At 64.7% G+C, this 23,311-nt stretch carries 20 protein-coding genes; 10 read left to right on the plus strand and 10 right to left on the minus strand.

Annotated features, from left to right (window positions below):
- Positions 1-112 precede the first annotated feature (112 nt).
- Entirely contained in the window at positions 113-970 is an 858-nt protein-coding gene (speE, locus tag J7396_RS10565) for a polyamine aminopropyltransferase (protein ID WP_029820829.1), read from the plus strand.
- A 367-nt stretch (positions 971-1,337) separates the two neighbouring features.
- On the opposite strand, the gene J7396_RS10570 is transcribed toward speE, so the two are convergent.
- Entirely contained in the window at positions 1,338-1,949 is a 612-nt protein-coding gene (locus J7396_RS10570) for a PH domain-containing protein (RefSeq protein WP_209261428.1), read from the minus strand.
- Positions 1,950-2,134: 185 nt separating this feature from the next.
- Positions 2,135-2,953, minus strand: coding sequence for a hypothetical protein (locus J7396_RS10575; protein WP_209261429.1), 819 nt, complete (start codon positions 2,951-2,953; stop codon positions 2,135-2,137).
- A 544-nt stretch (positions 2,954-3,497) separates the two neighbouring features.
- On the opposite strand from J7396_RS10575, the gene J7396_RS10580 reads away from it, so the two are divergent.
- Positions 3,498-4,154, plus strand: a complete 657-nt coding sequence (locus J7396_RS10580) for an RIO1 family regulatory kinase/ATPase (RefSeq protein ID WP_008574844.1) — start codon at positions 3,498-3,500, stop codon at positions 4,152-4,154.
- 203 nt (positions 4,155-4,357) lie between these two features.
- On the opposite strand, the gene J7396_RS10585 is transcribed toward J7396_RS10580, so the two are convergent.
- A complete protein-coding gene (locus J7396_RS10585; protein ID WP_209261430.1) occupies positions 4,358-6,343 on the minus strand; it encodes a beta-N-acetylglucosaminidase domain-containing protein in 1,986 nt (661 codons plus the stop codon).
- Between the two features lie 477 nt (positions 6,344-6,820).
- Entirely contained in the window at positions 6,821-7,195 is a 375-nt protein-coding gene (locus tag J7396_RS10590; protein WP_008574841.1) for a P-II family nitrogen regulator, read from the minus strand.
- A 153-nt stretch (positions 7,196-7,348) separates the two neighbouring features.
- Between J7396_RS10590 and J7396_RS10595 the strand changes: the two genes are divergently transcribed.
- The 3 genes from J7396_RS10595 to J7396_RS10605 all read left to right on the plus strand — a co-directional run bounded on the left by J7396_RS10595 (position 7,349) and on the right by J7396_RS10605 (position 10,017).
- On the plus strand, positions 7,349-7,627 hold the full coding sequence (locus J7396_RS10595) for an accessory factor UbiK family protein (RefSeq protein ID WP_008574840.1): 279 nt from the start codon (positions 7,349-7,351) through the stop codon (positions 7,625-7,627).
- Between the two features lie 15 nt (positions 7,628-7,642).
- Positions 7,643-9,163, plus strand: coding sequence for a YifB family Mg chelatase-like AAA ATPase (locus tag J7396_RS10600; RefSeq protein ID WP_209261431.1), 1,521 nt, complete (start codon positions 7,643-7,645; stop codon positions 9,161-9,163).
- A gap of 344 nt (positions 9,164-9,507) precedes the next feature.
- Positions 9,508-10,017, plus strand: coding sequence for a lipocalin family protein (locus J7396_RS10605; RefSeq protein WP_008574836.1), 510 nt, complete (start codon positions 9,508-9,510; stop codon positions 10,015-10,017).
- Positions 10,018-10,240: 223 nt separating this feature from the next.
- Here J7396_RS10605 and J7396_RS10610 read toward each other — a convergent pair whose 3' ends face one another.
- The gene (locus tag J7396_RS10610) at positions 10,241-10,417 is read right to left on the minus strand and encodes a hypothetical protein (RefSeq protein WP_008574834.1); all 177 of its coding nucleotides are present in this window, start codon (positions 10,415-10,417) and stop codon (positions 10,241-10,243) included.
- 379 nt (positions 10,418-10,796) lie between these two features.
- Between J7396_RS10610 and J7396_RS10615 the strand changes: the two genes are divergently transcribed.
- Positions 10,797-12,359 carry an EAL domain-containing protein gene (locus J7396_RS10615; protein WP_209261432.1) on the plus strand — a complete coding sequence of 521 codons (1,563 nt, stop codon included), beginning with the start codon at positions 10,797-10,799 and terminating at the stop codon, positions 12,357-12,359.
- A 64-nt stretch (positions 12,360-12,423) separates the two neighbouring features.
- Here J7396_RS10615 and J7396_RS10620 read toward each other — a convergent pair whose 3' ends face one another.
- On the minus strand, positions 12,424-13,545 hold the full coding sequence (locus tag J7396_RS10620) for an acyl-CoA desaturase (protein ID WP_057681260.1): 1,122 nt from the start codon (positions 13,543-13,545) through the stop codon (positions 12,424-12,426).
- 9 nt (positions 13,546-13,554) lie between these two features.
- Positions 13,555-14,631: a ferredoxin reductase gene (locus J7396_RS10625; RefSeq protein ID WP_014091301.1), complete on the minus strand. Its 1,077-nt coding sequence runs from the start codon at positions 14,629-14,631 to the stop codon at positions 13,555-13,557.
- 92 nt (positions 14,632-14,723) lie between these two features.
- On the opposite strand from J7396_RS10625, the gene fabR reads away from it, so the two are divergent.
- The 4 genes from fabR (at position 14,724) to J7396_RS10645 (ending at position 20,443) form a co-directional block, all read left to right on the plus strand.
- A complete protein-coding gene (gene fabR, locus J7396_RS10630) occupies positions 14,724-15,371 on the plus strand; it encodes an HTH-type transcriptional repressor FabR (RefSeq protein WP_008574825.1) in 648 nt (215 codons plus the stop codon).
- Positions 15,372-17,034: 1,663 nt separating this feature from the next.
- A complete protein-coding gene (locus J7396_RS10635) occupies positions 17,035-18,159 on the plus strand; it encodes a slipin family protein (protein ID WP_071118213.1) in 1,125 nt (374 codons plus the stop codon).
- Between the two features lie 54 nt (positions 18,160-18,213).
- Positions 18,214-19,437, plus strand: a complete 1,224-nt coding sequence (locus tag J7396_RS10640) for an RtcB family protein (protein WP_209261433.1) — start codon at positions 18,214-18,216, stop codon at positions 19,435-19,437.
- A gap of 205 nt (positions 19,438-19,642) precedes the next feature.
- Complete coding sequence (locus tag J7396_RS10645) at positions 19,643-20,443, plus strand: hypothetical protein (RefSeq protein WP_008574817.1); 801 nt, start codon at positions 19,643-19,645, stop codon at positions 20,441-20,443.
- 267 nt (positions 20,444-20,710) lie between these two features.
- Here the strand turns inward: J7396_RS10645 and J7396_RS10650 are convergent, their stop codons facing one another.
- From J7396_RS10650 to J7396_RS10660, 3 genes are all read right to left on the minus strand, one after another.
- Entirely contained in the window at positions 20,711-21,580 is an 870-nt protein-coding gene (locus J7396_RS10650) for an alpha/beta fold hydrolase (RefSeq protein ID WP_011348881.1), read from the minus strand.
- Complete coding sequence (locus tag J7396_RS10655) at positions 21,580-22,674, minus strand: DUF3182 family protein (RefSeq protein WP_011348882.1); 1,095 nt, start codon at positions 22,672-22,674, stop codon at positions 21,580-21,582. Before J7396_RS10655 ends, J7396_RS10650 begins: the two co-directional genes overlap by 1 nt.
- 88 nt (positions 22,675-22,762) lie before the next feature.
- Complete coding sequence (locus J7396_RS10660) at positions 22,763-22,927, minus strand: hypothetical protein (protein ID WP_014091307.1); 165 nt, start codon at positions 22,925-22,927, stop codon at positions 22,763-22,765.
- Between the last annotated feature and the right edge of the window lie 384 nt (positions 22,928-23,311).

A 23,311-nucleotide genomic window follows, 5' to 3' on the forward strand; every position in this document is an offset into this window, starting at 1 on the left:
CGCCGTGCAGTTTGACTGCACGGGGCTGCACCCGACCCTCATCCGGCGCTTTGCGCCACCTTCTCCCGCCGGGAGAAGGAACTGCCCGCTTCTTTTCGATTAGGACGTCCGCATGAGCACCAACGACAACTGGTACATCGAACACTTCCAGCCGACCGGCTCGGCGATCGGCTTCCGCGTCAGCGGCAAGCTGGACGAGGTGCAGTCCCCGTTCCAGAAGATCGAGATCTACCAGACCACCGATTGGGGCAAGCTGATGCTGATCGATGGCGCGGTGATGCTCACCAGCCGCGACAATTTCTTCTACCACGAGATGATCAGCCACCCGGCACTGTTCACCCACCCTGCGCCCAAGCGCGTGGTGATCATCGGCGGCGGCGACTGCGGCACGCTGCGCGAGGTGCTCAAGCACCCGGGCGTGGAAAGCGCCACCCAATGCGATATCGATGAGCAGGTCACCCGCATGTCGGAGAAGTATTTCCCCGAGCTGTGCGATGCCAACCACGACACGCGCGCCGAACTGCTGTTCGACGACGGCGTGGCCTATATGGCCAATTGCCCGGCCGGCAGCGTGGACATCGTGATCGTCGATTCCACCGACCCGGTCGGCCCAGCCGAGGGCCTGTTCAACAAGGCCTTCTACGAAAGCTGCTTCAAGGCCTTGAAGGACGACGGCATCCTGGTGCAGCAGTCCGAATCGCCGCTGGCGCTGCTGGACCTGATCAACGAAATGCGCACCGAAATGGGCAAGGCCGGCTTCCAGTCGTTCAAGACCCTGCCGTTCCCGCAGCCGTGCTACCCCACCGGCTGGTGGAGCGTGACCATGGCCAGCAAGCAGGCCAACGCCGATTTCGCCTTCCGCCAAGCGGACGCGCAGGCCAAGGGCTTCGACACCTTGTACTACACCGCCCACTTGCACACCGGCGTGCTGGTTGCCCCGCCGTTCGTGGCCAAGGCGCTGGGCGAGTAATCGCGGTTGGCCGAGCATCGCCGGCAAAAAGCGCAGACGACATTCGTTGAATCGTGGCGCTTGGATGGACGTGGCGGGTTACGGCAGCCGGCCGCGCCCGCTTGGCGATAAGCCCGGCCGGTTTGCTGGTTTTTTCGCGTGACATGGCCTGCGTGCTTACAGCGCGCGGGCTGATGCATTCGCACCGATCAGGCTGCCGTGGTCGCGCGGCGCTGCTGGAGCGTGAGGCCAGTGCGCGGCCAGCAGCCTTCTGGCGCGGCGATCCACCGACAGCGCCGCCGTGCGATGGACGCGTCAGTTGCTGCGTCACTGCGATCCATGGGCCGACGTAGTGGAAGCCGACCGATGCGCGGATGTCCTGCGCACGCTATAAGCGCGCCAGCACCTCTGTCTTCTTGGCGTCGAATTCGTCCCGCGTGATCAGCCCCGCATCCAGCAATTGCTTGAGCTTGCTCAGCACCTGCACCGGATCGTCGATTGCAGGAACGGCACTGGCTTGCAAGGGCACTGCTGCGCCGTGCGCACCAGGCGCATGCACCACCACGCCACCGGCCGACGCGCGCAACTTGTCGAATTCCAGCTGCTGGCGTTTTTCATAGGCGGATTCTTCCACCTGCTGCGCATAGGCGTACACGCGCCGCGCCTGCTTTTTTGGCAGGCTATCGATGGATGCGTACGCGCCCTGCGTGGTGCGGCACATGATGGTGGCCCCGAGCATCTGTTCGCTCATGTGCACATCGAGCACCTCGCGCCAGGGGAAATCGCGAAACGTCATGCCGAACAGTTTCGGGTAGACCACGATGAACCTGCGGTTGGTCAGCACCACCGCGTCAGGTGACAGGTTCATCACCATCTTCTTCTGCACGGCGATGTACTCGACCTGCTCGTCGCGAGTCAGCAACTCGGTGACCTTGGGCAGGATCCTGCCCACTGCCGTCGGGTCCTGCTCGTCCGTCAAAAACTGCGCCAATGCGTCCATCTGCCCTCGCCCATGGCTGAATCAGTGCGTTGACCAAGACACTACAGCAAGCCGCATGGATGGCTGTGCAATGCCGATGACCGTTTGCGGTGCAGCTTCAAATGGATTGCCGTCCGCGGCATCGCGCTGCATGCCGCGTGACCCAGAAGGGCGAGCGCTGCTGCCCGCCCTTCGACCATCGCTAGTTAAAAGCGGACTTCCACTACTGCGTTCAGTACCTCTGCACGGTTGATGGTGGTGTCTTGGGCATAGTCGTAGTAGTCATTGGCGTAGACGTAGTTGGTGTACATCGCGCTCACGCTCGCATGCTTGCCGATATCGACGCCCAGGCCGAGGCTTGCGTAACCACCAAAGATTTCGTCGCTCATGTCTGCGACCTCGGCATACCATGAGCCGAGGCGGACTACCGCGAACAGCGGAGTGTCACCAAAATTGAAACGTGCCGTACCCCCGATGCCGCCAAATTTCACTGCGGGGATAAAGACATCGTCGGTTGTATCGCCGCGTTCCAGGCGTCCAATCGATCCCTCAAGTCCGATCAACGTGACCGAGCCAGCACGCCAGCGATAGCCGGCGCTGAGGCCAAGCATGTCTTGCTTATAGCCACTGAAAACCTCACCTCGACCACGCTGCACGCCGATGAACGCGCCCCTTTCAATGCGCGATTCCTCCACCCGTGTGTAGCGCGCTGCGGAGACAGGCGCTGCAGGGTAAGCAGCGGCAGGCTGAACTGCCACCGCCTCAGTCTGCTCGGTCACCGTAGTGAACCCGCCGGACGCACCAGGTTGGCTGCCGCTTCCACCGACAGCGGCCGGCGCTCCGCCAACGCCCGCTTGCGCCGGGCGCGAGGATGGCGCTGCAGGCGCGGTGGCGCGCTGGGTGCCGGTCTGCTGCTTTTGCTGTTGACGGTAGCTGTCCCAGCCGCGCGACAACGACTGCGCCGAGGCCTGAGCCGTGACGCCGAACGCCGTGCAAGCCAACAGCACTGTTGCGGTCCTTTTCATTGCATCCCCAATGAGTCGTACTCCATCGTTTCCGCATCCTTGCGCACGCAGGTGGCACCTGACGGCGTCTGGAAGTGGCGCAGTTGCGGTCGCATTCGGAGGCGCACCCGGCATCACCGGATGTCGTACGACATCGATGCAGGCGATGCTCAAAGAGCGTGCCCGTGTTAACGCGTGCTGCAGCCCCCTGACCGCAGCCGGCACAGTGTCTGGAGTCTCAATCGCTGTCAAGAAGCGGCGTGACCGCCACCACACGCCGGGTTGCGCTGACAGCGCCTATCTTGAAGCAGGACGCAACGCTGGCGGGACGACACCATGGCCTGGGGTGGCAGGTTTGCATGCATTCGCTGGCACATGCCGATCCTGATGGGGTCCGCCAAACACCTGATTCCAAAAGCCGTTCCACTCCCGGAACATTTCATTTGTTAAATAAATATAATTTCCATACTCACAAGTTCTAAAATTGGGCAGACCGATCCTCGCGATCACCGTGAACCTGCGCAACGCGTGACAGCTCCGCGCCGCCAAGGTCTGGAGAACTGCCATGCACTACCAGCCGCTGGACGTGTCCAGCCTGCACCTCGTCACTCCCGTTCTGCTCAAGCAAGGCACCCGGCTGCTCGAGCCGGACGTCTACCGCACCCATGTGAACGGGCAACCGGCAGTGGTCAAGGACTACGGCCGCTATCGCCGCACGCTGTTGTCGCCGATCGCCCGGCTCATGGTGCGCCACGAGGCCAGGATGCTGCGGCAGTTGCAGGGTTGGCGGCATGCACCGGCCTTGCTCGGCACGCTGGGCGGGCTGGCGCTGGGCATGGAATTCATTCCAGGCGACACGCTCAGCGCCAGCACCGTCGTGGGCCAGGAGGTCTTCCAGCAATTGCAGCAGGCGCTGCGCAGGCTGCATGCGTTCGGCATCACCCATAACGATCTGCACGGCACCAATGTGGTGGTCAGTGCCGGCGTGCCGGTGCTGATCGATTTCACCTCCGCGTGGCGATTTCCGCGCTGGCTGCGGCGCGGCACGCTGGCGCGTCAGCTGCAGCGCAGCGACGTGGCCAATTTTCAGAAAATGCGCCAGCGCCTTGCCGGCATCGCACCGACTGCCGACGAATCGGCCCGCAGTGCCGAACCGCGCTGGGTGCATGCGATTCGCAGCGGCTGGAAGCGGCTATATCGGCGTTTGAAAGGCAAGGCGTGATCAGCGCTGCTGGCTCACGGCGGCTGGGCACACCGTTACGCCCAGCTACTGCGCTGATGTCTTCGGTTTGATCTGCAGCACAGACGTCCTTCCAGCGCGCCATGCCGGGTGCTGCGATGCAGTGGCAATGGCGCTCCCGCATTTGCAGGCACAGCGACGCGAGCAATTCCCGATGCGCGTCGCTGTGTTATTGCACTCCCCCATCACTTTGCTGCTGCCGAGTCGGCAACCGCCGGCACGCGATAGGCGATCAAGCGCGACGCTTGCGCGATGAAGCGGTCGAGCACGCCGTCAGCGAGCTTGACCGGGCCGCCGAAGCGCGTGGCGCCGGGAATCGTTGGGATCTGGCTTGCGACGGCGGCGATCGCAGCCGCCTCGGCAAACAAGGCCGGCGCCTGCGTGTGGCCGCGATTTGCCGCATCCAGCCCGGCTGCCGTCTTCTGCAGGGCCTGGCCCCAATCCTCCATTGCCTCCAGCCAGGGACGCGATTGCTCGGCGAAGCCCTTGTCGGCGACGCCGTCGCGGATGATCTGCGGTGCCGCAGCCAGTTCGTCGGCAGCGCGTGCCAGTTCGGCAATCGCCTCCGTGCGCGTTGCCGCATCGCCAAGCGCGATTGCCTCACGCACATGATCGAGCACGGCCTTCAAGCGTGGAGCCTGTTCCTGCCACGGCTGGCTGCCAAAGGTTGGCGCCAGATGCTGGGTGTCGAAGAAGGTCAGCAAGGCCGCAGCCACGCGCGCATCGCCGCCGGCCAGATCGCGCGCCGCCGCATGCCAGGTGCGTTGCGCGTCGTAGTCTTTGTCGTTCCAGGCGAACGCGGTCACACCCATCACCGCGACGCGGCTGGGCGCTTCCTGGTTCATCGGGTTGGAGACGATGCCCGACAACTCGGCCGACAGACCCGCCTCGCGCCGCGCATACGGCGCCATCAGCAGGCGCCCGGCCGACGTTTCGAAATCGTTGACCGGGTAGTTGTCCCACAACAGCGTCTTGCGACCGAACGCCTTGGTGGCCGCGCGCGCATCGGGAATGGAAATAGCCGGCGGCACCACATCGGTGCCGGTCCACTGCACCACGATCTTCGGGTCAAGATGCTTGCGCAAGGCTTCCTTGTACGGGCTCTCTTTGGCGTCGTAGTACTCGGTCGGCACCATGATGAGTTCAGCGGCCGCATCGTGGCGCGCCACCAGATCGGCCTGCACCAGATTGAGCAGATGCGACTGCGCGATACCGGCCGCCTGCGCGCCGGACTCGCCAAAGGTGGTCTTGTCGCGTTCGCAATTCCACTTGGTGTATTCGATATCGTCCAGCGCCACGTAGAAGCTGCGCACGCCCAGCGCGCGGAACGCATCGAACTTGCGCAACAAGGCCTTGGCATCGGCCGGATCGGAGAAGCACACGGTGGGGCCAGGCGAAATCGCATAGACGAAATCGACGTGATTGCGCTTGGCGGTAGCGGCCAGCTGGCCAAGCGCCTTCAAGGTCGCCCTCGGGTACGGCTCGCGCCAGCGATCGCGCGCGTAAGGGTCGTCCTTGGGGCTATAGATGAAGGTGTTGGCCTTGGTACGGGCGAGGAAATCGATGTGCTTGCTGCGATCGCTCATCGACCACGGCGCGCCGTAGAAGCCTTCGATGGTGCCGCGGATCGGCATGGCCGGGTAGTCCTGGATCGTCAGCGTCGGGATGGCCGGCCGCTCGACCAGCTGCCGCAGCGTCTGCGCCGCATGGAACAGGCCATCGTCGTCGTGGCCGGCCAGCGTGATCAGGCTGCCGCGATCGAGCGCAACGCTGGCCAACGTGTAGCCTTCCTTATGGGTGTCCTGGGTCGCCTTGCTGCGCGTCAGCGCATCGCGCACCACTGCCGCATCGCCGGTGCCGAGCACGATGTGCGGGCGGTCCAGCGCGGCAGGCAGGCGTGTGGCGGTCGCAATCTTGGTGACGCCGGCGCTGTCGAGAATGCGGCGCACCAGCGCCACCGTGGCCTTGTCCGCGCCAGGGGCGACCACCAGCACCACCGAGCGGCCCAAGGTCACGGTTGCGCCATCCAGCGTGATCGAGACCGGCGTCGGATAGATCGCCGGCTGGGTGACCGGTTCGGTCACGGCCTGTGCCAACGCCGGAGCAGCCAGGCCCAACGCTACCAATACCGAAAGCAGGCGCACGCCCGGCGTACTGTTGCGTGGCTTCATCTCGAACTCCGGTATTGGAATGGTATTACGCCCTAGAGTAGGCAAGTCGGGCGGCGGCGACAAGCGCGGCCGGGATTTCCATCCTGGCCAGCGCTAGGCTGCCGCGCGGTGACTTCAGCCTGTTTCTGGATCGCAATCCAGAAAGGTGCGGCAGCGATACATGGCGGTATTGAAATGGTATGGAAAGTGGGGCGTTTGCGCCTGAGAGCGGCCTGGCGCGGATGCACCCAGCCGTGCATCAGCCGCGGTGATGCGCGCCACAGCCGACGCAGTCAGCGCACGTGGCGCGCCGCAGGGCTTGGGCGGTCGGGTTCCTGTGAGCCGTGCAATGCCTGCAATGCGCCTGATCCAGCGCCACTAGCTGCGGTGCTGGCTCAGCAATACGTGGCCCGGGCATCGTCGTTGCGCCGGCAGAGGGCAGCAAACCCCTCACCACCCACCGCGCATCCGGCAAGCAGCGGGCGCCGCGTTGCGAACCTACAGCGCGTCGCTATCCAGCTCGCCGGTACGGATGCGTACCACCGTGCCCAGGTCGTACACGAACACCTTGCCGTCGCCGATCTTGCCGGTACCGGCCGCCGCGACGATCGCCTCGACCACACGCTCGGCCTGGTCGTCGGTCACCGCCACTTCGATCTTCACCTTGGGCAGGAAATCGACTACGTATTCGGCGCCGCGATAGAGCTCGGTATGGCCTTTCTGCCGGCCGAAGCCTTTGACCTCGGTCACCGTGATGCCCGCCACCCCGCAGCCGGCGAGCGCTTCGCGCACATCGTCGAGCTTGAACGGTTTGACGATGGCCATGATCATTTTCATCGGTGCAGGTCCCAGGGCATGACGGCCGCGCAGCATACCGTGGACGGGCGCAACACTCATCCAACCGCGCGCCGCCATCACCGCGGACGACAGCCGAATGGGACTATCCTTACCGCCTGCCGACTGCCTTGCCGATGTCCCGCGTGTCCCGGCCTGCACTAGGCTTCCTACGGACCTGCGGAGAACACCATGATCGATTTCAACCAGCTCGACGACCTCGCCCGCCGCCTCAGCGACCTGGTGCCGCCGGGCCTGCGCCAATCGCGCGAAGAACTGCAAAGCACCTTCAAGGGCGCGCTGCAGGCCGGCCTGGGCAAGCTGGACCTGGTCACCCGCGAAGAGTTCGACGTGCAGCGCGCGGTCTTGCTGCGCACCCGCGAAAAACTCGACGCGCTGGAGCAGACCGTCGCCGCACTGGAGGCGCGCGCGCCCGGCACGCCACCCGCTGCACCGCCCACCATCCCCTGAGCGAAGGCCACCACCATGAGTCTGGCGCTGGTGCACAGCCGTGCCCGCGTGGGAGTGCATGCGCCTGAGGTTCGGGTGGAAGTGCATCTCTCCGGCGGTCTTCCTTCCACCCAGATCGTGGGCCTGCCCGAAGCGGCAGTGCGCGAATCGCGCGAACGCGTGCGTGCCGCCCTGCTGTGCGCACAGTTCGAATTTCCCGCCCGGCGCATCACCATCAACCTGGCACCGGCCGATTTACCGAAAGAAGGCGGCCGGTTCGATCTGCCGATCGCCCTCGGTATCCTGGCTGCCAGCGGGCAAATCGACCGCCAGGCCCTGGCCGATTACGAATTCCTCGGCGAGCTTGCGCTGACCGGCGAGCTGCGCGGCGTCGACGGCGTGCTGCCCGCGGCGCTGGCGGCCGCGCAGGCCGGGCGACGGCTGATCGTCCCGCTCGCCAACGGTGCCGAAGCGGCCATCGCTGGACACGTCGAAGCCTTCACCGCGCGTACCCTGCTGGATGTCTGCGCCACGCTCAACGGCAGCCAGAAAGCGCCCGCCGCCGAGCTGGCAGTGCAGGCGCTCGGCGCCCGCGCCCTGCCCGACATGGCCGACGTGCGCGGGCAACCGCACGCCCGCCGCGCGCTGGAGATCGCCGCTGCCGGTGGGCACCACCTGTTGCTGGTCGGCAGCCCTGGCTGCGGCAAGACCCTGCTGGCCTCGCGCCTGCCCGGTCTATTGCCCGAAGCCAGCGAAGCAGAAGCACTGGAAACCGCTGCGATCACCTCGATCAGCGGCCGTGGGCTGGATCTGGCCCGCTGGCGGCAACGCCCCTACCGCGCCCCGCACCACACCGCCAGCGCAGTGGCCCTGGTCGGCGGCGGCACGCACCCGCGCCCCGGCGAGATCTCGCTGTCTCACAACGGCGTGCTGTTCCTGGACGAATTGCCCGAGTGGCAACGGCAAACCCTGGAAGTGTTGCGCGAGCCCTTGGAGTCGGGCGTGGTCACGATCGCGCGCGCGGCACGCAGCGTGGATTTCCCGGCGCGCTTTCAATTGGTCGCCGCCATGAATCCCTGCCCGTGCGGCTGGGCAGGCGATGGCAGCGGGCGCTGCCGCTGCAGCAGCGACAGCATCCGTCGCTACCGCAGCCGCATCTCCGGCCCGTTGCTGGACCGTATCGATCTGCATGTCGAAGTGCCGCGCCTCCCTCCGCAGGCGCTGCGCAGCGGCAACCTCGGTGAAGACAGCGCCAGCGTGCGTGCCCGCGTGGTCGCCGCGCGACAGCGACAGCTTGCACGCGGTGCGCTGCCCAATGCGCAACTGGACCAGGCCGACACCGACCGCCATTGCCGCCTGCAACACGACGATCAGGTGCTGCTGGAGCGCGCCATCGAACACCTGCAGCTGTCCGCACGCTCGATGCATCGCATCCTGCGCGTTGCGCGCACCATCGCCGATCTCGACGACAGCCCGGACATCGCCACACGCCATCTCACCGAAGCGATCGGCTACCGCAAACTGGATCGTGCGCTTGGCGCCGCCAGCGCGGCGTAGCGTGCTCGGCCGGTCGACAGGCGCGCGCGATTCGCACGCCATCCGCTGGCGTGACACCTTGGTACCGCAAAGCGCCTGCGTTGTCAGGGCATCGTTTCGGTTTCGGTGCCGGTTTCGATGTCGGTGCGCAACCTCATTCGCCGCCATGGAGTTCATCGAATGCAGCCAATTGATCGCTCGCGCGGCATCGGCCCACGAGCGGCATGTGCCAACCGGCCGTGCGCACCGAGCCGGTGCCCTCGCGGACGCCCGCCCTTGCTGCACGACCGCTGGCGCCACATCCCAACATGCATTTCATGGCGCTACACGTACAACAGGCGCCACTCCATTGTGCAGAGGCCTGTATGAGCCACCATCCCGAACTCGCTACGGTCCCTTCGCTGGATCTGAATCGCTACCTGGGCACGTGGTACGAAATCGCCCGCCTGCCGACCCGCTTCGAGGATGCCGACTGCACCGATGTGTCGGCGCACTACACCCTGGAAGAGGACGGCAGCGTGCGCGTCCAAAATCGCTGCTTCACCGCGGAAGGCGAGCTGGAAGAAGCGATCGGCCAGGCGCGCGCCATCGACGACACGCACAGCCGGCTGGAAGTGACCTTCTTGCCCGAAGGTCTGCGCTGGATCCCTTTCACCAAGGGTGACTATTGGGTGATGCGCATCGATGCCGATTACACCGCTGCACTGGTCGGCAGCCCGGATCGCAAGTACCTATGGCTACTGGCACGCTTGCCGCAGCTGGACGAAAACATCGCCCAGGCCTATCTGGCGCATGCGCGCGAACAGGGCTTCGACCTGGCGCCACTGATCCACACCCCGCATACCGGGCGGCTGACCGAGCAACCGCTTCCGTAGGCGACCCCGGCTGGTTGGGGAACTGGTCAAACCGGCAACGACAGCACCGTCGCGCCTGCAACCCCGGTCGCATCGAGGCACCGACCAAGGGACGACAGGCACGCGATGCTCTCAACGACCAGCCAGACGACAGTCGCCCACCGACGCAATCGCCATGTCCACGGCCATGGCGACCCAGCGCACTGGCCTAGCCGTTCCATCGCGCAGGCCAGCGCTCGTCCTCTCAATCGTCGAGCGTGCCGAGATCCCTGGCAGCGGCCTGTGCACCTTCCAGGCTGTCGAAGGCCACGCCGGTATCGCCGACCACGTACTTGGTCAGCTCGCCGTCGCGTGTTGTTTCCTGCATCTTGAAGATCGGCACCGCGTCGGTGCCGCCGACGCGTTCTTTCTGCGTTGTCATGCGTGATTCCTCCAGTGAAAGCGCCTTGCGTGGGACCGTTGTCCCGCCGCTCCCGGGCGGGAGCGCAGACGATCCGACGGTAGCGCGGTAGTGCGTGCAGTGGCGTGAATCCGCAGGCGGCCCCGACTGCCAGGATGCGACGCAGGACGATCGGAAAAAAATCACAGCCGCTTCGCTCCGCAAACGCGCGCAATGCACGCGTGTGTCGTACATTCGCGACGTGCAGCCTCATCAATCAATGCCGTGCGTCACCAATCGCTACGTGCGCCGTTCGCGCGTACCCGGTTGGCGTGCACCTTCCATCTGCCCAAGCCTGCGCTGGCGGCACTTCTCCCGGGGCCATGCGTGAACCGGCAGCACAGCCGTCGCAGGTGGTGAGGTGAAGCGCCAACGCATCATCAGTGTCACCGTGCTGCTGGTGTTGCTGAGCGCAACGCTGCCGATCGGCCTGTCCTACTACCTGGCCTGGCGGCTGGCCTTGGCGCGCGAAGAGGGCAGGCTGAGCCAGCTGGCTGCGCTGTCGATCCGGCGTACTGAAACCGCCTTCGACGAAGCGCATGGCGCATTGTTGAGCATGGCTGCCTCGCGGTTGCCACCGTGCTCGCCTGCGCATCTGGCACAGATGCGCGCCCTGGTGCTGACCAGCCACTACATCGTCGAGCTGGGACGGTTTCAACAAGGTCGCCTCAGCTGCACCTCATGGGGCCAACTGCGCAATACCATTCCGCAGCGCACCGCCGATTTCGTGGTCAAGCGCGGCATCGCGGTGACCACGCGGCTGCTGCCGTTGGCCAATCCGCAGCGTCCGCTGATGGCGCTGCAACTGGGCGACTACAACGCCCTGATCAACCCCGACACGCTGGCCGACATCAATATTCCGCCTGGCCTGCAACTGGCGATCGGCACGCCGGACGGGCAGATCCTCAGCAGCACCGGTACCGCCGCCGAACGCTTGCTGACCGACCCCACCGCCACGCGTGAGCCGGGCGACCTCTTGCTGTCGCAGGTGTTGTTCGGGCGCGACCGTCGTGGCGACTGGGCCGCGGTGGTCACCGAACCGGTGGCCTATCTGCGCGGGCCGCTGGCGGCGGCACGGTTGCAGCTGGTACCGGTCGGCATTGCAGTGGCGCTGCTGCTGGTCGGTACAGTGCTGTGGGTCTCGCGGCGGCGGCTGTCGCCACTGGCGCGGCTGGAGATCGCCGTGCAGCGTGGCGAGTTCATCGTGCACTACCAACCGATCATCGCGCTCGACAGCGGTGCCTGCGTCGGTGCCGAAGCGCTGGTGCGCTGGCAGCAGCCCGACGGCGTGCTGGTGCCGCCGGACGCCTTCATCCCGCTGGCCGAACAAAGCGGCCTGATCCTGCCGATCACCGATCTGGTGGTGGCCGAAGTCATCCGCGAACTCGGCCCCACCCTGGCCGCCGATCCAGCGCTGCACGTGGCCATCAATGTCTCCGCCGACGACATCAAGAGCGGCCGCGTGCAGGGCGTGCTGGCGCAAGCGTTGCGGGGCACCGGCGTGGACAGCGGCCAGCTGTGGGTGGAGGCCACCGAACGCAGCCTGATGGACATTGATGCGGCACGCACCACCATCACCCATCTGCGCGGTGCCGGCCACACGGTCTCCATCGACGATTTCGGCACCGGCTATTCGAGCCTGCAGTATCTGCAGGGCCTGCCGCTGGACGCGTTGAAGATCGACAAGTCGTTCGTGGATACCATCGGCACCCACTCGGCCACCAGCGCCGTGACCGCGCACATCATCGAGATGGCCAAGACACTGCGGCTGCGCACCATCGCCGAAGGGGTCGAGCGGCAGGAACAGCTCGATTATCTGCGCGCCCATGGCGTGGATCTGGCGCAGGGCTGGCTGTTCTCGCGCGCGTTGCCGGCCACTGGTTTCATCGCCTACTACGCACAGGCACGCAGCGCGACGCAGTGAACCGGCAAAAAAAAAGGCCGCCATTGGCGGCCTTTCGATGTCGATCATGCGTTGCGCAATCCGATCACGCGCCCTGCAATGCAGCGCTGCTCTGCCGCACCGGCTTGGGCCGGCTCGGGAAGGCATGGCGCACGATTCGCCACATCACCTGGCCGAACTGGCGCGGCAGCGAGCCGGTGTTGTAGTGCTGGCCGTAGCGCGCACAGACCTGCTTCACTTCGACGGCGATCTGCGCATAGCGGTTAGCCGGCAGGTCCGGATAGAAGTGATGCTCGATCTGGTGGCTCAGGTTACCCGACAGCACGTTCATCAGCTTGCCGCCGGTCAGGTTGGACGAACCACGCAGCTGACGCAGATACCAGTGGCCACGCGATTCGTTGCGGATGGATTCCTTCGGAAACACTTCCGCATCGGCAGTGAAGTGGCCGCAGAAGATGATCACGAAGGTCCAGATGCTACGCAGCACGTTGGCCGCCAGGTTGCCCAGCAACACCGTCAGGAAGAACGGGCCGGCCAGCAGCGGAAATACGATGTAGTCCTTGAGCATCTGGCGGCCCATCTTGCGGCCGACCGGCAGGAACGAGGCACGCAGTTCGGCCGCCTTCATCTTGCCGGCGAACCAACGGCCCAGGCGCAGGTCCTGGATCGCCACGCCCCATTCGAACAGCAGCGCGAACACCACCGCGATGAAGGGCTGCAGCAGATAGAACGGGCGCCAGCGCTGCTCGGGGAAGATGCGCAGCAGGCCATAGCCGATGTCGTCGTCCATGCCGCGCACGTTGGTGTAGGTGTGGTGCTTGAAGTTGTGCGTCTTGCGCCAGTTGTCGCCGGTGGCAACGATGTCCCACTCGTAGGTGTTGCCGTTGAGCTGCGGGTCGCCCATCCAGTCGTACTGGCCGTGCATGACGTTATGGCCCAGCTCCATGTTCTCCAGGATCTTGGACAACGCCAGCAGCAGCACGCCGGCGATCCATGCCGGAACCAGCACGCTGTGCACGAACGCACCCAGGAACAGCAGCGCACGACCGGCCACGCCGGTCCAGCGCACGGCGGCCACGATGCGGCGGATGTAGCGCGCATCGGCGGCGCCCACCTGGCTCAGCACGCGCGCGCGGATGGCATCGAGTTCGTCGCCGAAAGACTGCAGTTCGGCAGCGGACAGGGCACGGTTATGGACTCGGCTCATGAAGATTCCTTACAGATCCAGGATCAGGTCAGTGCTTGGCGCACTGATGCACAGGCGCACCTGTGCGGTGGGTTCGTTACTGCGTTCACCGGTGAGCAGGTGCCGGGTGGTGCCGGATTGGCGCGGGCAGGCGCAGGTGTTGCAGATGCCCATGCGGCAGCCATGTTTGGGCCGCAGGCCTTGCGCTTCCAGCCCTTCCAGCAGCGACTGGCCGCGCGGCAGGGTCAGGGTACGGCCGCTGCGTGACAGTTGGACCTGCACCTGGCCGGTCTCGGCCTGGTCCAGTGCCGGCACGCTGAAGGCTTCGGCCTGAAATGCAGCCACGCGTCCCTGCAGCCGTTCGCGCGCGGCCTGCACAAAACCACCCGGCCCGCAGGCCATCACATGGCGCTGCTCCAGCGCGGCAATGTGGTCCAACGAATAGGTGTCCACGCGTTCTGCAGGAGTCTCGCCTTCGCGGGTGGTCAGCAGTTGCACACGCAGGCGCGGATGCGCCGCGGCCAGCGCGGCGAATTCGTCGACGAAGCAGGCTTCGTCGCGCTGGCGCACCCAATACAGCAGGTCCACGTCCATCGGCATGCCGGCTTGCGCGGCGGCCTGCAGCAACGCACGCATCGGCGTGATGCCGGAGCCGGCGGCCAGCAGCAGGAGCGGGGTAGGCGTGGTCGGCAGCAGCATGTCGCCGAAGGCCGGGGCCAGCGAGACCACCGTGCCCAAGGCCGCATCGTGCGCCAGGAAGCGGCTCACCAGCCCACCCTCGATCGCCTTGACGGTGATCGCCAGCCGGCCGTCGGCCTGCACCGTGGGGCTGTAGCTACGCAACAGCCGGCGGCCGTCGATCTCCACGCCCAGGCTCACGTGCTGGCCGGCCTGCAGGCCGCGCCAGTGGCCGTTGGGCTGCAACACCAGGGTCACCGCGTCCCGGCTGGCCGGGGTGCGCTGGACCAGCCGCGCCATCGGCTGTTCCAGCGTCCACAACGGGTTGAGCCGGGTTGCCCAGAAATCGAACAGTTGCGGCGACACCAGTCGGCGCGCCAGGCGTGCCGGCAGCGGGGACTTGGACTTACGAGGAGATGCCAGGTTCATGGGTCGCACTATACGCATGCATGCACAGCCGTGTATACACTTGTATATTGCCAGAGGGGCTATGATTCAGGCCCACGCCCGGCTGCAGCCCCATGACCTCTATCGCCCTGCCTTCCCACGACGCGCCGCCGTCCCGCAAGCCGGCGATTTCACGGGAGGATCTCATCGCTGCAGCGCTGTCCTTGATTGGCCCGCACCGCAGCCTGTCCACGCTGAGCCTGCGCGAAGTGGCACGCGAGGCAGGCATCGCGCCGAACAGCTTCTATCGCCAGTTCCGCGACATGGACGAGCTCGCCGTGGCCTTGATCGATCGGGCCGGGCGTTCGCTGCGCACCATCATCGGCCAGGCGCGCCAGCGCGCGACCTCCACCGACCGCAGCGTCATCCGTGTCTCGGTCGAAGCCTTCATGGAACAGCTGCGCGCCGACGACAAGCTGCTGCACGTGCTGCTGCGCGAAGGCGCGGTGGGCTCGGACGCCTTCAAGCAAGCGGTGGAGCGCGAACTCACCTATTTCGAAGACGAGCTGCGCGTGGACCTGATTCGCCTGGCCGCGGCCGACAACGCCAAGCTGCACGCGCCTGCCCTGGTGTCCAAGGCGATCACCCGGCTGGTATTTGCGATGGGCGCGGTGGCAATGGATTCGCCACCGGAAAAAGATCCCGAGCTGATCGAGCAGATCTCGCAGATGCTGCGCATGATCCTGACCGGCGCGCGCACGCTGGGCACCCACGCAGGCTGATTGTCTGCACTGACGTTGGCGCGCGCGCTGGCGTGCGGGCGGAAGGAGCACCGCAGGCGGTCAGCGTCGTGCCGAATCACGGATCTTCAAAGACGTGGCGGGCGCGGCATCGCTCTTGCGAGCCACTCTGATCCAACACTTCAGGCCATCCTGCGTGACTGGCGACATGCGGGCGCACACAACGCGCGGTGACGTGTCGTCCCTCTGTCATCGGCACAGAGGCGAAACGGCCCGCAGCATCGATGCGCGACGAGCGATGCCTCGCCCAATGCGACGCATGCGGCATCTGGGCAAAAACTCTAGCTGCCGCCCCATTCTCTCGAAGCGATGGAAGCGCTGCAGGCGAAGGCTTACATGGCCTACAAATCCACAAGGCTGCAGGCCGCGTGAGCGCGTCCAGTGTCCGCGTGGACATGGGGCGCGGGCTGCACCGGCCAACAGCGCGCCGCTTGAATTGCATGTCGATTGCTCGCCGCGCGCCGCGTCGGCTCGCCTGGTCCTGAATTTCGAAATCGTGGCATCGCTTGTGTCGACCATCCCACGCAATGGCTCTCGCCTGCTGCCGCGACGCGATTTTGATTCTGTTTCCGACGACCGACTCCGACCACCAGAGAGATAATCCAGAACATAATTGCATAAAGTGCTTGCATCGCTAAAAAGACACGGGTAATGTTCGCGCCCTCGGCAGCCGCGTCTGCACTTTTACCCAATCGGCCTCATGTCCCTGCTCAACTCCGCCACACTCAACCGACTGCCCAGCGCCCACCGCGCGGCATCGTGTGTGCGCACGAAGAAAGCAGACGTGCGCATCACCCTCTTCGACTGATGTCCTGACAAGGAGATCGGTCACCCGATCTCCGAGGCAAGCGAACGCCCTCGGATGCAGCATCCGGGGGCGTTTTCGTATGCGTTCGCACCGACTCTTGTGGATGACCCTCCAGGTACCCGGGCATGGATTTCCCGACAACACGGACGTTGCACGCGAACAGGCGTCAAAGCGCTATGTGCCGGGCACGGGTGGCGCGTGGTCATGCGCATACAAGAATTGCCGTTTGAATAAAACGGTAATCAGAAACTTTGCGAAAGATATTCAGCGGCCTGGAATTTATTCCAGCTGGTGCGCGCGGCAATGCCGTGGCGTATACCGAACTCTTTTTCATGTTTCTCGTTACGGGTATCGGCTCCTGGTGGAGCGGCGGCGCAAGCCGTAGGCCTGGTTCAATTCCGGAATACCCACCACTGGATAGCTCAATTGGTAGAGCAGCAGATTTGTAATCTGTTAGTCGCGGGTTCGAATCCCGCTCCATGCATGACCTTTTCGGTCATTCCTCGGGACGCAAGTCCCTTTACGGAAACGCCCATGCCGCAGGCAAACAGGCAAGCCATCGCCTGACTGCCTGCAGCAGCGGCGCCCCTGCCGGGCCTTTGTCCTGAACGCGCGTGCTGCGCCGTTCGCTGCCGTTGTGCAAGACATCGCACCGCATCAGCCACGCACCTGCAGGCGCCAACAGCGCATTGCGCCCCGCACGGCCGCCGTCACGGGCGTTTCCACCCTTCAACGCCGCGTTGCATCGGCACACGTTCCGCCAGCAGTCCGATCCGGGCGGCGGAACGCTTGCATTCCCGGATCGGACCACCAGAGCCAAACCTAAGGAGAAGTGCCATGTTCTGGACCAAGAGGGTCGTGATCGGTGACGGCGAGCGCGGCCTGGTGTATCGCAATCGTCGGTTCGAGCGGGTGCTCGTCCCCGGCGTCTATCGCCTGTTCGACCCGTTGGGTCGCAGCGAGGTCATCGTCCACGCCATCACGCAAGGCGCCTATATGGGCCGCGATGCGGAGATGCTGATCGATACGCTCGGCAGCACCCTGCCGCAACACTTCGTGCTGGCCGACATCGGCACCGCGCAGGTCGGCTTGCTGATCCGCAACGGCAAGCTCGAGGACGTGCTGCCACCGGGCACACGCACGCTGTACTGGCGTGGTCCGGCGGCAATCGAGGTGCAGACCCTGCCATTGGGCGATGGGCTGCAGGTGCCCACCGATGTGCAGCGCAGGCTGCGTCAGCTCGGCACGCTGTCGCGTGTGGCGGTCTGCATGGACGTGCCAGCCGAGTCGCAAGGGCTGGTGTTCGTCGACGGCAAGCTGTTTGCACCGTTCGGGCCGGGGGCGTATGCGTTCTGGAATTTCCAGAAGAACATCACCACCGACGTGATCGATCTGCGCGTGCAGTCGGTCGAAGTGTCCGGGCAGGAGCTGTTGACGCGCGACAAGGTGTCGTTGCGCGTCAATTTGGCCGCCAGCATGCGCGTCACCGATGCGGTGGCAATGCGCACGCGCGTGGCCAAGGCCGGCGATTACCTGTATCGCGAGTTGCAGTACGGCTTGCGGCGCGCGGTCTCGTCCAAGACGCTGGACGAGTTGTTGGGCGACAAGGCCTGCCTGGATGCGGATATCTTCGGGTATGTGCGCGGCAGCGTGAGCGGCTTCGGCATCGAGGTGCTGGGCGTCGGCGTCAAGGACGTGATCCTGCCGGGCGAGATGCGCGAGATCCTCAACGCGGTCGTGCAGGCGGAGAAGCAGGCGCAAGCCAACGTCATCCGCCGGCGCGAAGAGGCCAATGCCACGCGCTCGTTGCTCAACACCGCCAAGTTGATCGAAGACAGCCCGGTGCTGATGCGTTTGAAGGAACTGGAGGCGCTGGAAAAGGTCACCGAAAAGATCGACAAGCTCACCGTGTTCGGCGGCCTGGATGGCGTGCTGAAGCAATTGGTGACGATCAGGCAATGAAGGCTGCGCGTGGCGGAAGGATCTGCCACGCACTGCCGCAAGGCAATGACAACAATGAGTACATCACAACACTTTGAATTTCTGCATGCCGAGGGCAGCACCACCCCGATCAAGGGCTGGGTGCGCGGCGTGCCCCTGGAAGAGCAGGCGCATGCGCAGCTGCGCAATATCGCGGCGGTACCGTTTGTCGGTCCGTGGGTAGCGGTGATGCCCGACGTACACCTGGGTAAAGGCGCAACCGTGGGCTCGGTCATTCCAACCCGTGGCGCCATCATCCCGGCGGCGGTCGGCGTGGATATCGGCTGCGGCATGGCTGCGGTGCGCACCACGCTGCGCGCCAACGACCTGCCCGACAATCTGGCGCAATTGCGCTGCAGCATCGAGCGTAGCGTGCCGGTGGGCAATGGACGTGGCGGCGAGCATCGCAAGCTGCCGGTTAGCATCGAGACCCGCATTGCGCAGTCCGGGCTGGTGCAGCGTCTGGATGCGATCAAGCAGCAGCACAAGCGCATCCGTACCGACAAGCTGGACTGCCAGATCGGCACGCTGGGCGGCGGCAACCACTTCATCGAGATCTGCCTGGACGAAACCGATGCGGTATGGGTGATGCTGCACAGCGGTTCGCGCGGCACCGGCAACCTGATCGGCACGTACTTCATCGAGCGCGCGCGCGAACAACTGGCGCATCGCGTGTTGGGTTTCCATCTGCCCGACAAGGACCTGGCCTTCTTCATGCAGGGCGAGCCGTTGTTCGACGAGTACGTCGAAGCGGTGTCGTGGGCGCAGGATTACGCCCGCGAAAATCGCGAGGCGATGATGGCGCGCGTGCTGGCCGAGATGCGTCACCGCTTGCCCAAATTCCAGCTGGAAAAGCTCGCAGTCAATTGCCACCACAACTACGTGCAGAAGGAAACGCACGCTGGTGAGGAATTGTTGATCACCCGCAAGGGCGCAGTGAGCGCTCGTGTCGGCGAGCTGGGCATCATTCCGGGCAGCATGGGCACGCGCAGCTACATCGTGCGTGGGTTGGGCAACGCCGACAGTTTCCACAGCTGCAGCCACGGCGCGGGGCGTGTGATGAGCAGGACCGCTGCACGCGCGCAGATCACCCTGGCACAGCATCGTCAGGCCACCGCACATGTGGAATGCCGCAAGGACGCGGCGGTGCTCGACGAGTCGCCTGCAGCGTACAAGTCCATCGATGCAGTGATGGCGGCGCAGCAGGACCTGGTCGAGGTGCTGCACACCTTGCGCCAGGTGGTGTGCATCAAGGGATAGAAAAGGGCCGCGCCAGCGGCCCTTTTCGCTACAGACACGTTGCAAGTGCGAGTGAGCAACCTCATCCGCAATGCAATGCACAGTTCAGTCATGTCGCGATCGCGCTCACATCAAAGCACGCACGTTTCACTCTTGCGACGCCATCGTTGCGCCTCGTTCGCGGTCTGATCTACAGGGCGCATCCATCAGATAATCCGGAGGCGGTATGAGCAATCTCGACAAGCAGGAACGCAAGGAAGAAGCAAAGGACTTGAACCGCGACCCGATCTCCGGTGCGCCTGGTTCGCATCCAGTTGGCGTCGGTGTGGGCGGCATCGCCGGCGGTGCGGCGGCAGGGGCGCTTGCAGGCACGGTGTTCGGGCCGCTCGGCACCTTGATTGGTGCAGCGGCCGGCGTGGTTGCTGGCGCAGCGGCTGGCAAGGGCGTGGCCGAACGGCTCGACCCCACTGTGGAGACCGAATACTGGCGCCAGGAGCATCGCAACCGCCCCTACTACAAGGAAGGCACCGACTACGATCGCGACTACGCCACCGTCTACGGATTCGGTTTGCAGGCACGCGAAACCCGCCCGACCAGCACCTGGGAAGAAACCGAAGCCACGCTGGCCGGCGAATGGCCGCGTAACCGCGGGCAATCGCGCCTGGAATGGGATGAAGCCCGGCTTGCAGCACGCGATGCATGGGAGCGTGCGGACCGTACCCACACTGTCTATCGCGACAGCGACACGCATTACGCAGGCCGCTTCGACAGCGCCAGCTACCGCGATGTCGACTATTCGTACGACGACTATCGCCCGGCCTATCGCTATGGCATGCAGGCACGGCAGCAGCACGCCGGCCGCCAGTGGGACGACCACCTGGAACGCGATCTGGGCGATGGCTGGGACCGCTTCAAGGCCAATTCGCGCCTGAGCTGGGAAAAGGCCAAGCATGCGGTACGTGAGGCATTCGACTCGGATCATCACGATGCAGCGGCGCGCCGTCACCCGACCGACCCGCGCGTCTAACGCGTGATCGCAGCGGCGCGGTCACAAGTGCCGCGGCCAGCGCACGACGTTGAACCAGAACGGGCCCACTCGGGCCCGTTCTGCGTTATGGAGTAATGCGGGTTCCTGCTCACTCGGCGGCGCTCAGAAAAAAAGCAGTACCGAGTTGATCTCAGGCTGACGAATCCACAAGGCAATCCGCGGGCCCACCGGGTCTTCAACACGCAGAAAGAAAAGAGCGACGCGTGCGCGACCCCATGGCTTTGCACGCCACGTTTTCCCGGATCACTACCCTGCGGTCTTCTCCACCGCACGGATGTCGCCGCGAAATACCGCAGTGGTCTGTTCCGACGGGGCCGCAGCAGCGCCCTGTTGATCTTTGAGCAACTGCTTGCGCGTGGCCACCACCTCCTTGGCCAATGCAATGCGCCGGCCGACGACCATTTCGGTCAGCCAGTCGATCAGGGCACGCGTGTATTGCTGCTGGTGTTCCTTGATGCTGAGCGCATGGTCCGCGCCAGCGATGACACGCGATGTGAGCGAACGCGCCTGCACGAACGCGTGCGCATAGTTGTGCAGCACCGGCTGCGGCACGATCGCATCGTGCTCGGCTTCCACCAACAGCACATCGCCCTTGTACTCGGCGCAGGCGGCCAAGGCGATGTTGTCTGCCGGACGCAGGCGCTGCTGGCGGTACGCCATCAGGTCCGGGTCGGCGTTGAGGCTGACCTTGGGTTGATCCCAGTGGGCATCCTTGTAGAGCGCAGGCGAACGCAACGCCAGCCATTCCACCGAGCGCTCGCGCGTCAGCAATGCGGATAGATACCCACCGTAGCTCAGGCCGACCACCGCGATCGACTGCGCATCCACGTAGGGCAGACCTGCCAGTTGATCGTACGCAGCCTTGATGTCGTCCAGGTTCTGCGCGCGTGTCACGGTCTGGCGCATCGATGCGTAACCCTCATGCCCACGCAGATCGAAGGTCATGCAGATGCAGCCCAGGCCTGCTGCCTCGCGCGCACGTACCAGGCTGTGGTGCTGGCTGCCGCCCCAGCCGTGCACGAACAACACTGCAGGCATGCCTGAGGGCGTGAGCAAGGTGCCGCTGAGTGCGTCCTGGCCGACCGGAATGTCGATGCTGGAAAGTTTGGCTTCCATTACGTCGCAGAGATCCTCCTGTATTTGTAGCGCGGCCCTGGACCGGATTGGGTTGCGCGATAGTAGACCTGCGCATCGGCCGGCGGCTGGCCCTGATAGATTTCGTGTGTGGACGCCCTTACCCACTGCAATGCGGGATCTTGCTGAAAGGCGGCGATTGCAGCGAGTTCTGCCGGGGTTGCACCACCGATTCGCCAGGATTGTTCCAGCACGCCGCATACCGGGACATCGCCAGCATCCTGACCGCTGACCACATCGTAGTTGCGGCGGGAAATCTGCAGCTCAGGATAAGCGGCGGTGACGCATCGATCGTACCTGCACGCCTGCTCGACCACCCGTCGCTCCAGCGATGGCAAAGCTGTGGCCATCAGTGCCTCCAACGACCCGCGGTACACGCACAGCGACGAGCCGCCATACACATCGCTGCCGTCCGCATCGGGCACGCTGCATTGCGTGCCGTAATACGCAATCTGGACGCCGGCAAGACACAACTCGCCTACGCTGTGCGTCGTTGGCTGCAAGATATTGCGTTCAAGCACGCCGCCATGCGTGCCTAGATAGGTATCGGGCAGGCTATCCAGTACCTGCGCCAGCTGCGATGCGTCGGCAATGCGCCATTGGTCGTTGCCGCCCACGCCGGTGGGCAGCTTCAGGCGCACGTCTCCACCATCAGACAGCGCCTCGAACGCATGCATCGCATCCGGGCGAGAAAACGCGGTGTAGCCCGGCAGCGTGGCGGGAATCAGCGACATGGCCAGCGCCTGGTCCCAGCCCGCAGTGCTTGCCGCGTCGTCAGAAACCAGTGGGTGACCGATGACCTTGGTGGCCAGAAACGCATGCGGCACGATACCGCCGAGCAAGTCACCGACGCCGTGGATGCCCAGCCCGCGCGCTTGCGCGGTAGTGAGCGTGTCATCGGGTACGTGGAATGTTCCAACTTCGATCACGCCATCGCCAGCGACGCCGGCATCGGGCACGCCCAGCAAATGCGCGACCTCGCGACAGACCCATGCGTGCGTTGCACGCTCATGACCATGCTCGGGCACCACGCGCGTGGCATGCCCAAGCACCTGCCGATAGTGTGTCTGTGCCATGACATCTCCCCTGCGGCGTGATCGCGCGTCGTTGCTGGCCTCGGTCGCAGCTGAGGGACGAGTCGTGGCAGTGGGTATCGCCGGAGCCTTACTTCAGTGCCAGATACAAGCCAAGCACAATCAGGAACACCACGATCAAACTGATGGCAATACGCCCGCCGCGCAACTCCAACAAGGCATGCCACCACACGCGCGCTTCAGGTGTGCCGCTTGCATGATGCGGCTTACGGCTACGGGTCTCGCTGTCCTGCATCCTGGGTACTCTCGCTCCATTACGTCGCCGCTTACCTTAATGATCAGACGTTACACAGGTGTGGAGCGGTTCAGAATCTTCCGTGAAATGCGGCATTGCGAAAGCGATTTTGCCTGATCGGCGATCACCTGCCTGGTGTGATCAGGCCACGTTGCAGTCGTGACATCGAAACGCATGCGAGACCAACGCGTCGCTTCGACCACACGGGTTCAAACGCGTCACTTGGTACGCATTGACCACATGCACGCACCTGCATGCATTGCGTGTAGATGCACTCGAACAATCTGACCAGTTAAGCGTGCAATGCACCGAAGTGCTGCAATGGTCGGGTTCGATGATCAATCGTTGACATACCCGCAGTTACTCTGCAGGTCAAGTTTGTTT

The organism is Xanthomonas sp. A1809, from assembly GCF_017746015.1.
Lineage (GTDB): Bacteria > Pseudomonadota > Gammaproteobacteria > Xanthomonadales > Xanthomonadaceae > Xanthomonas > Xanthomonas euvesicatoria.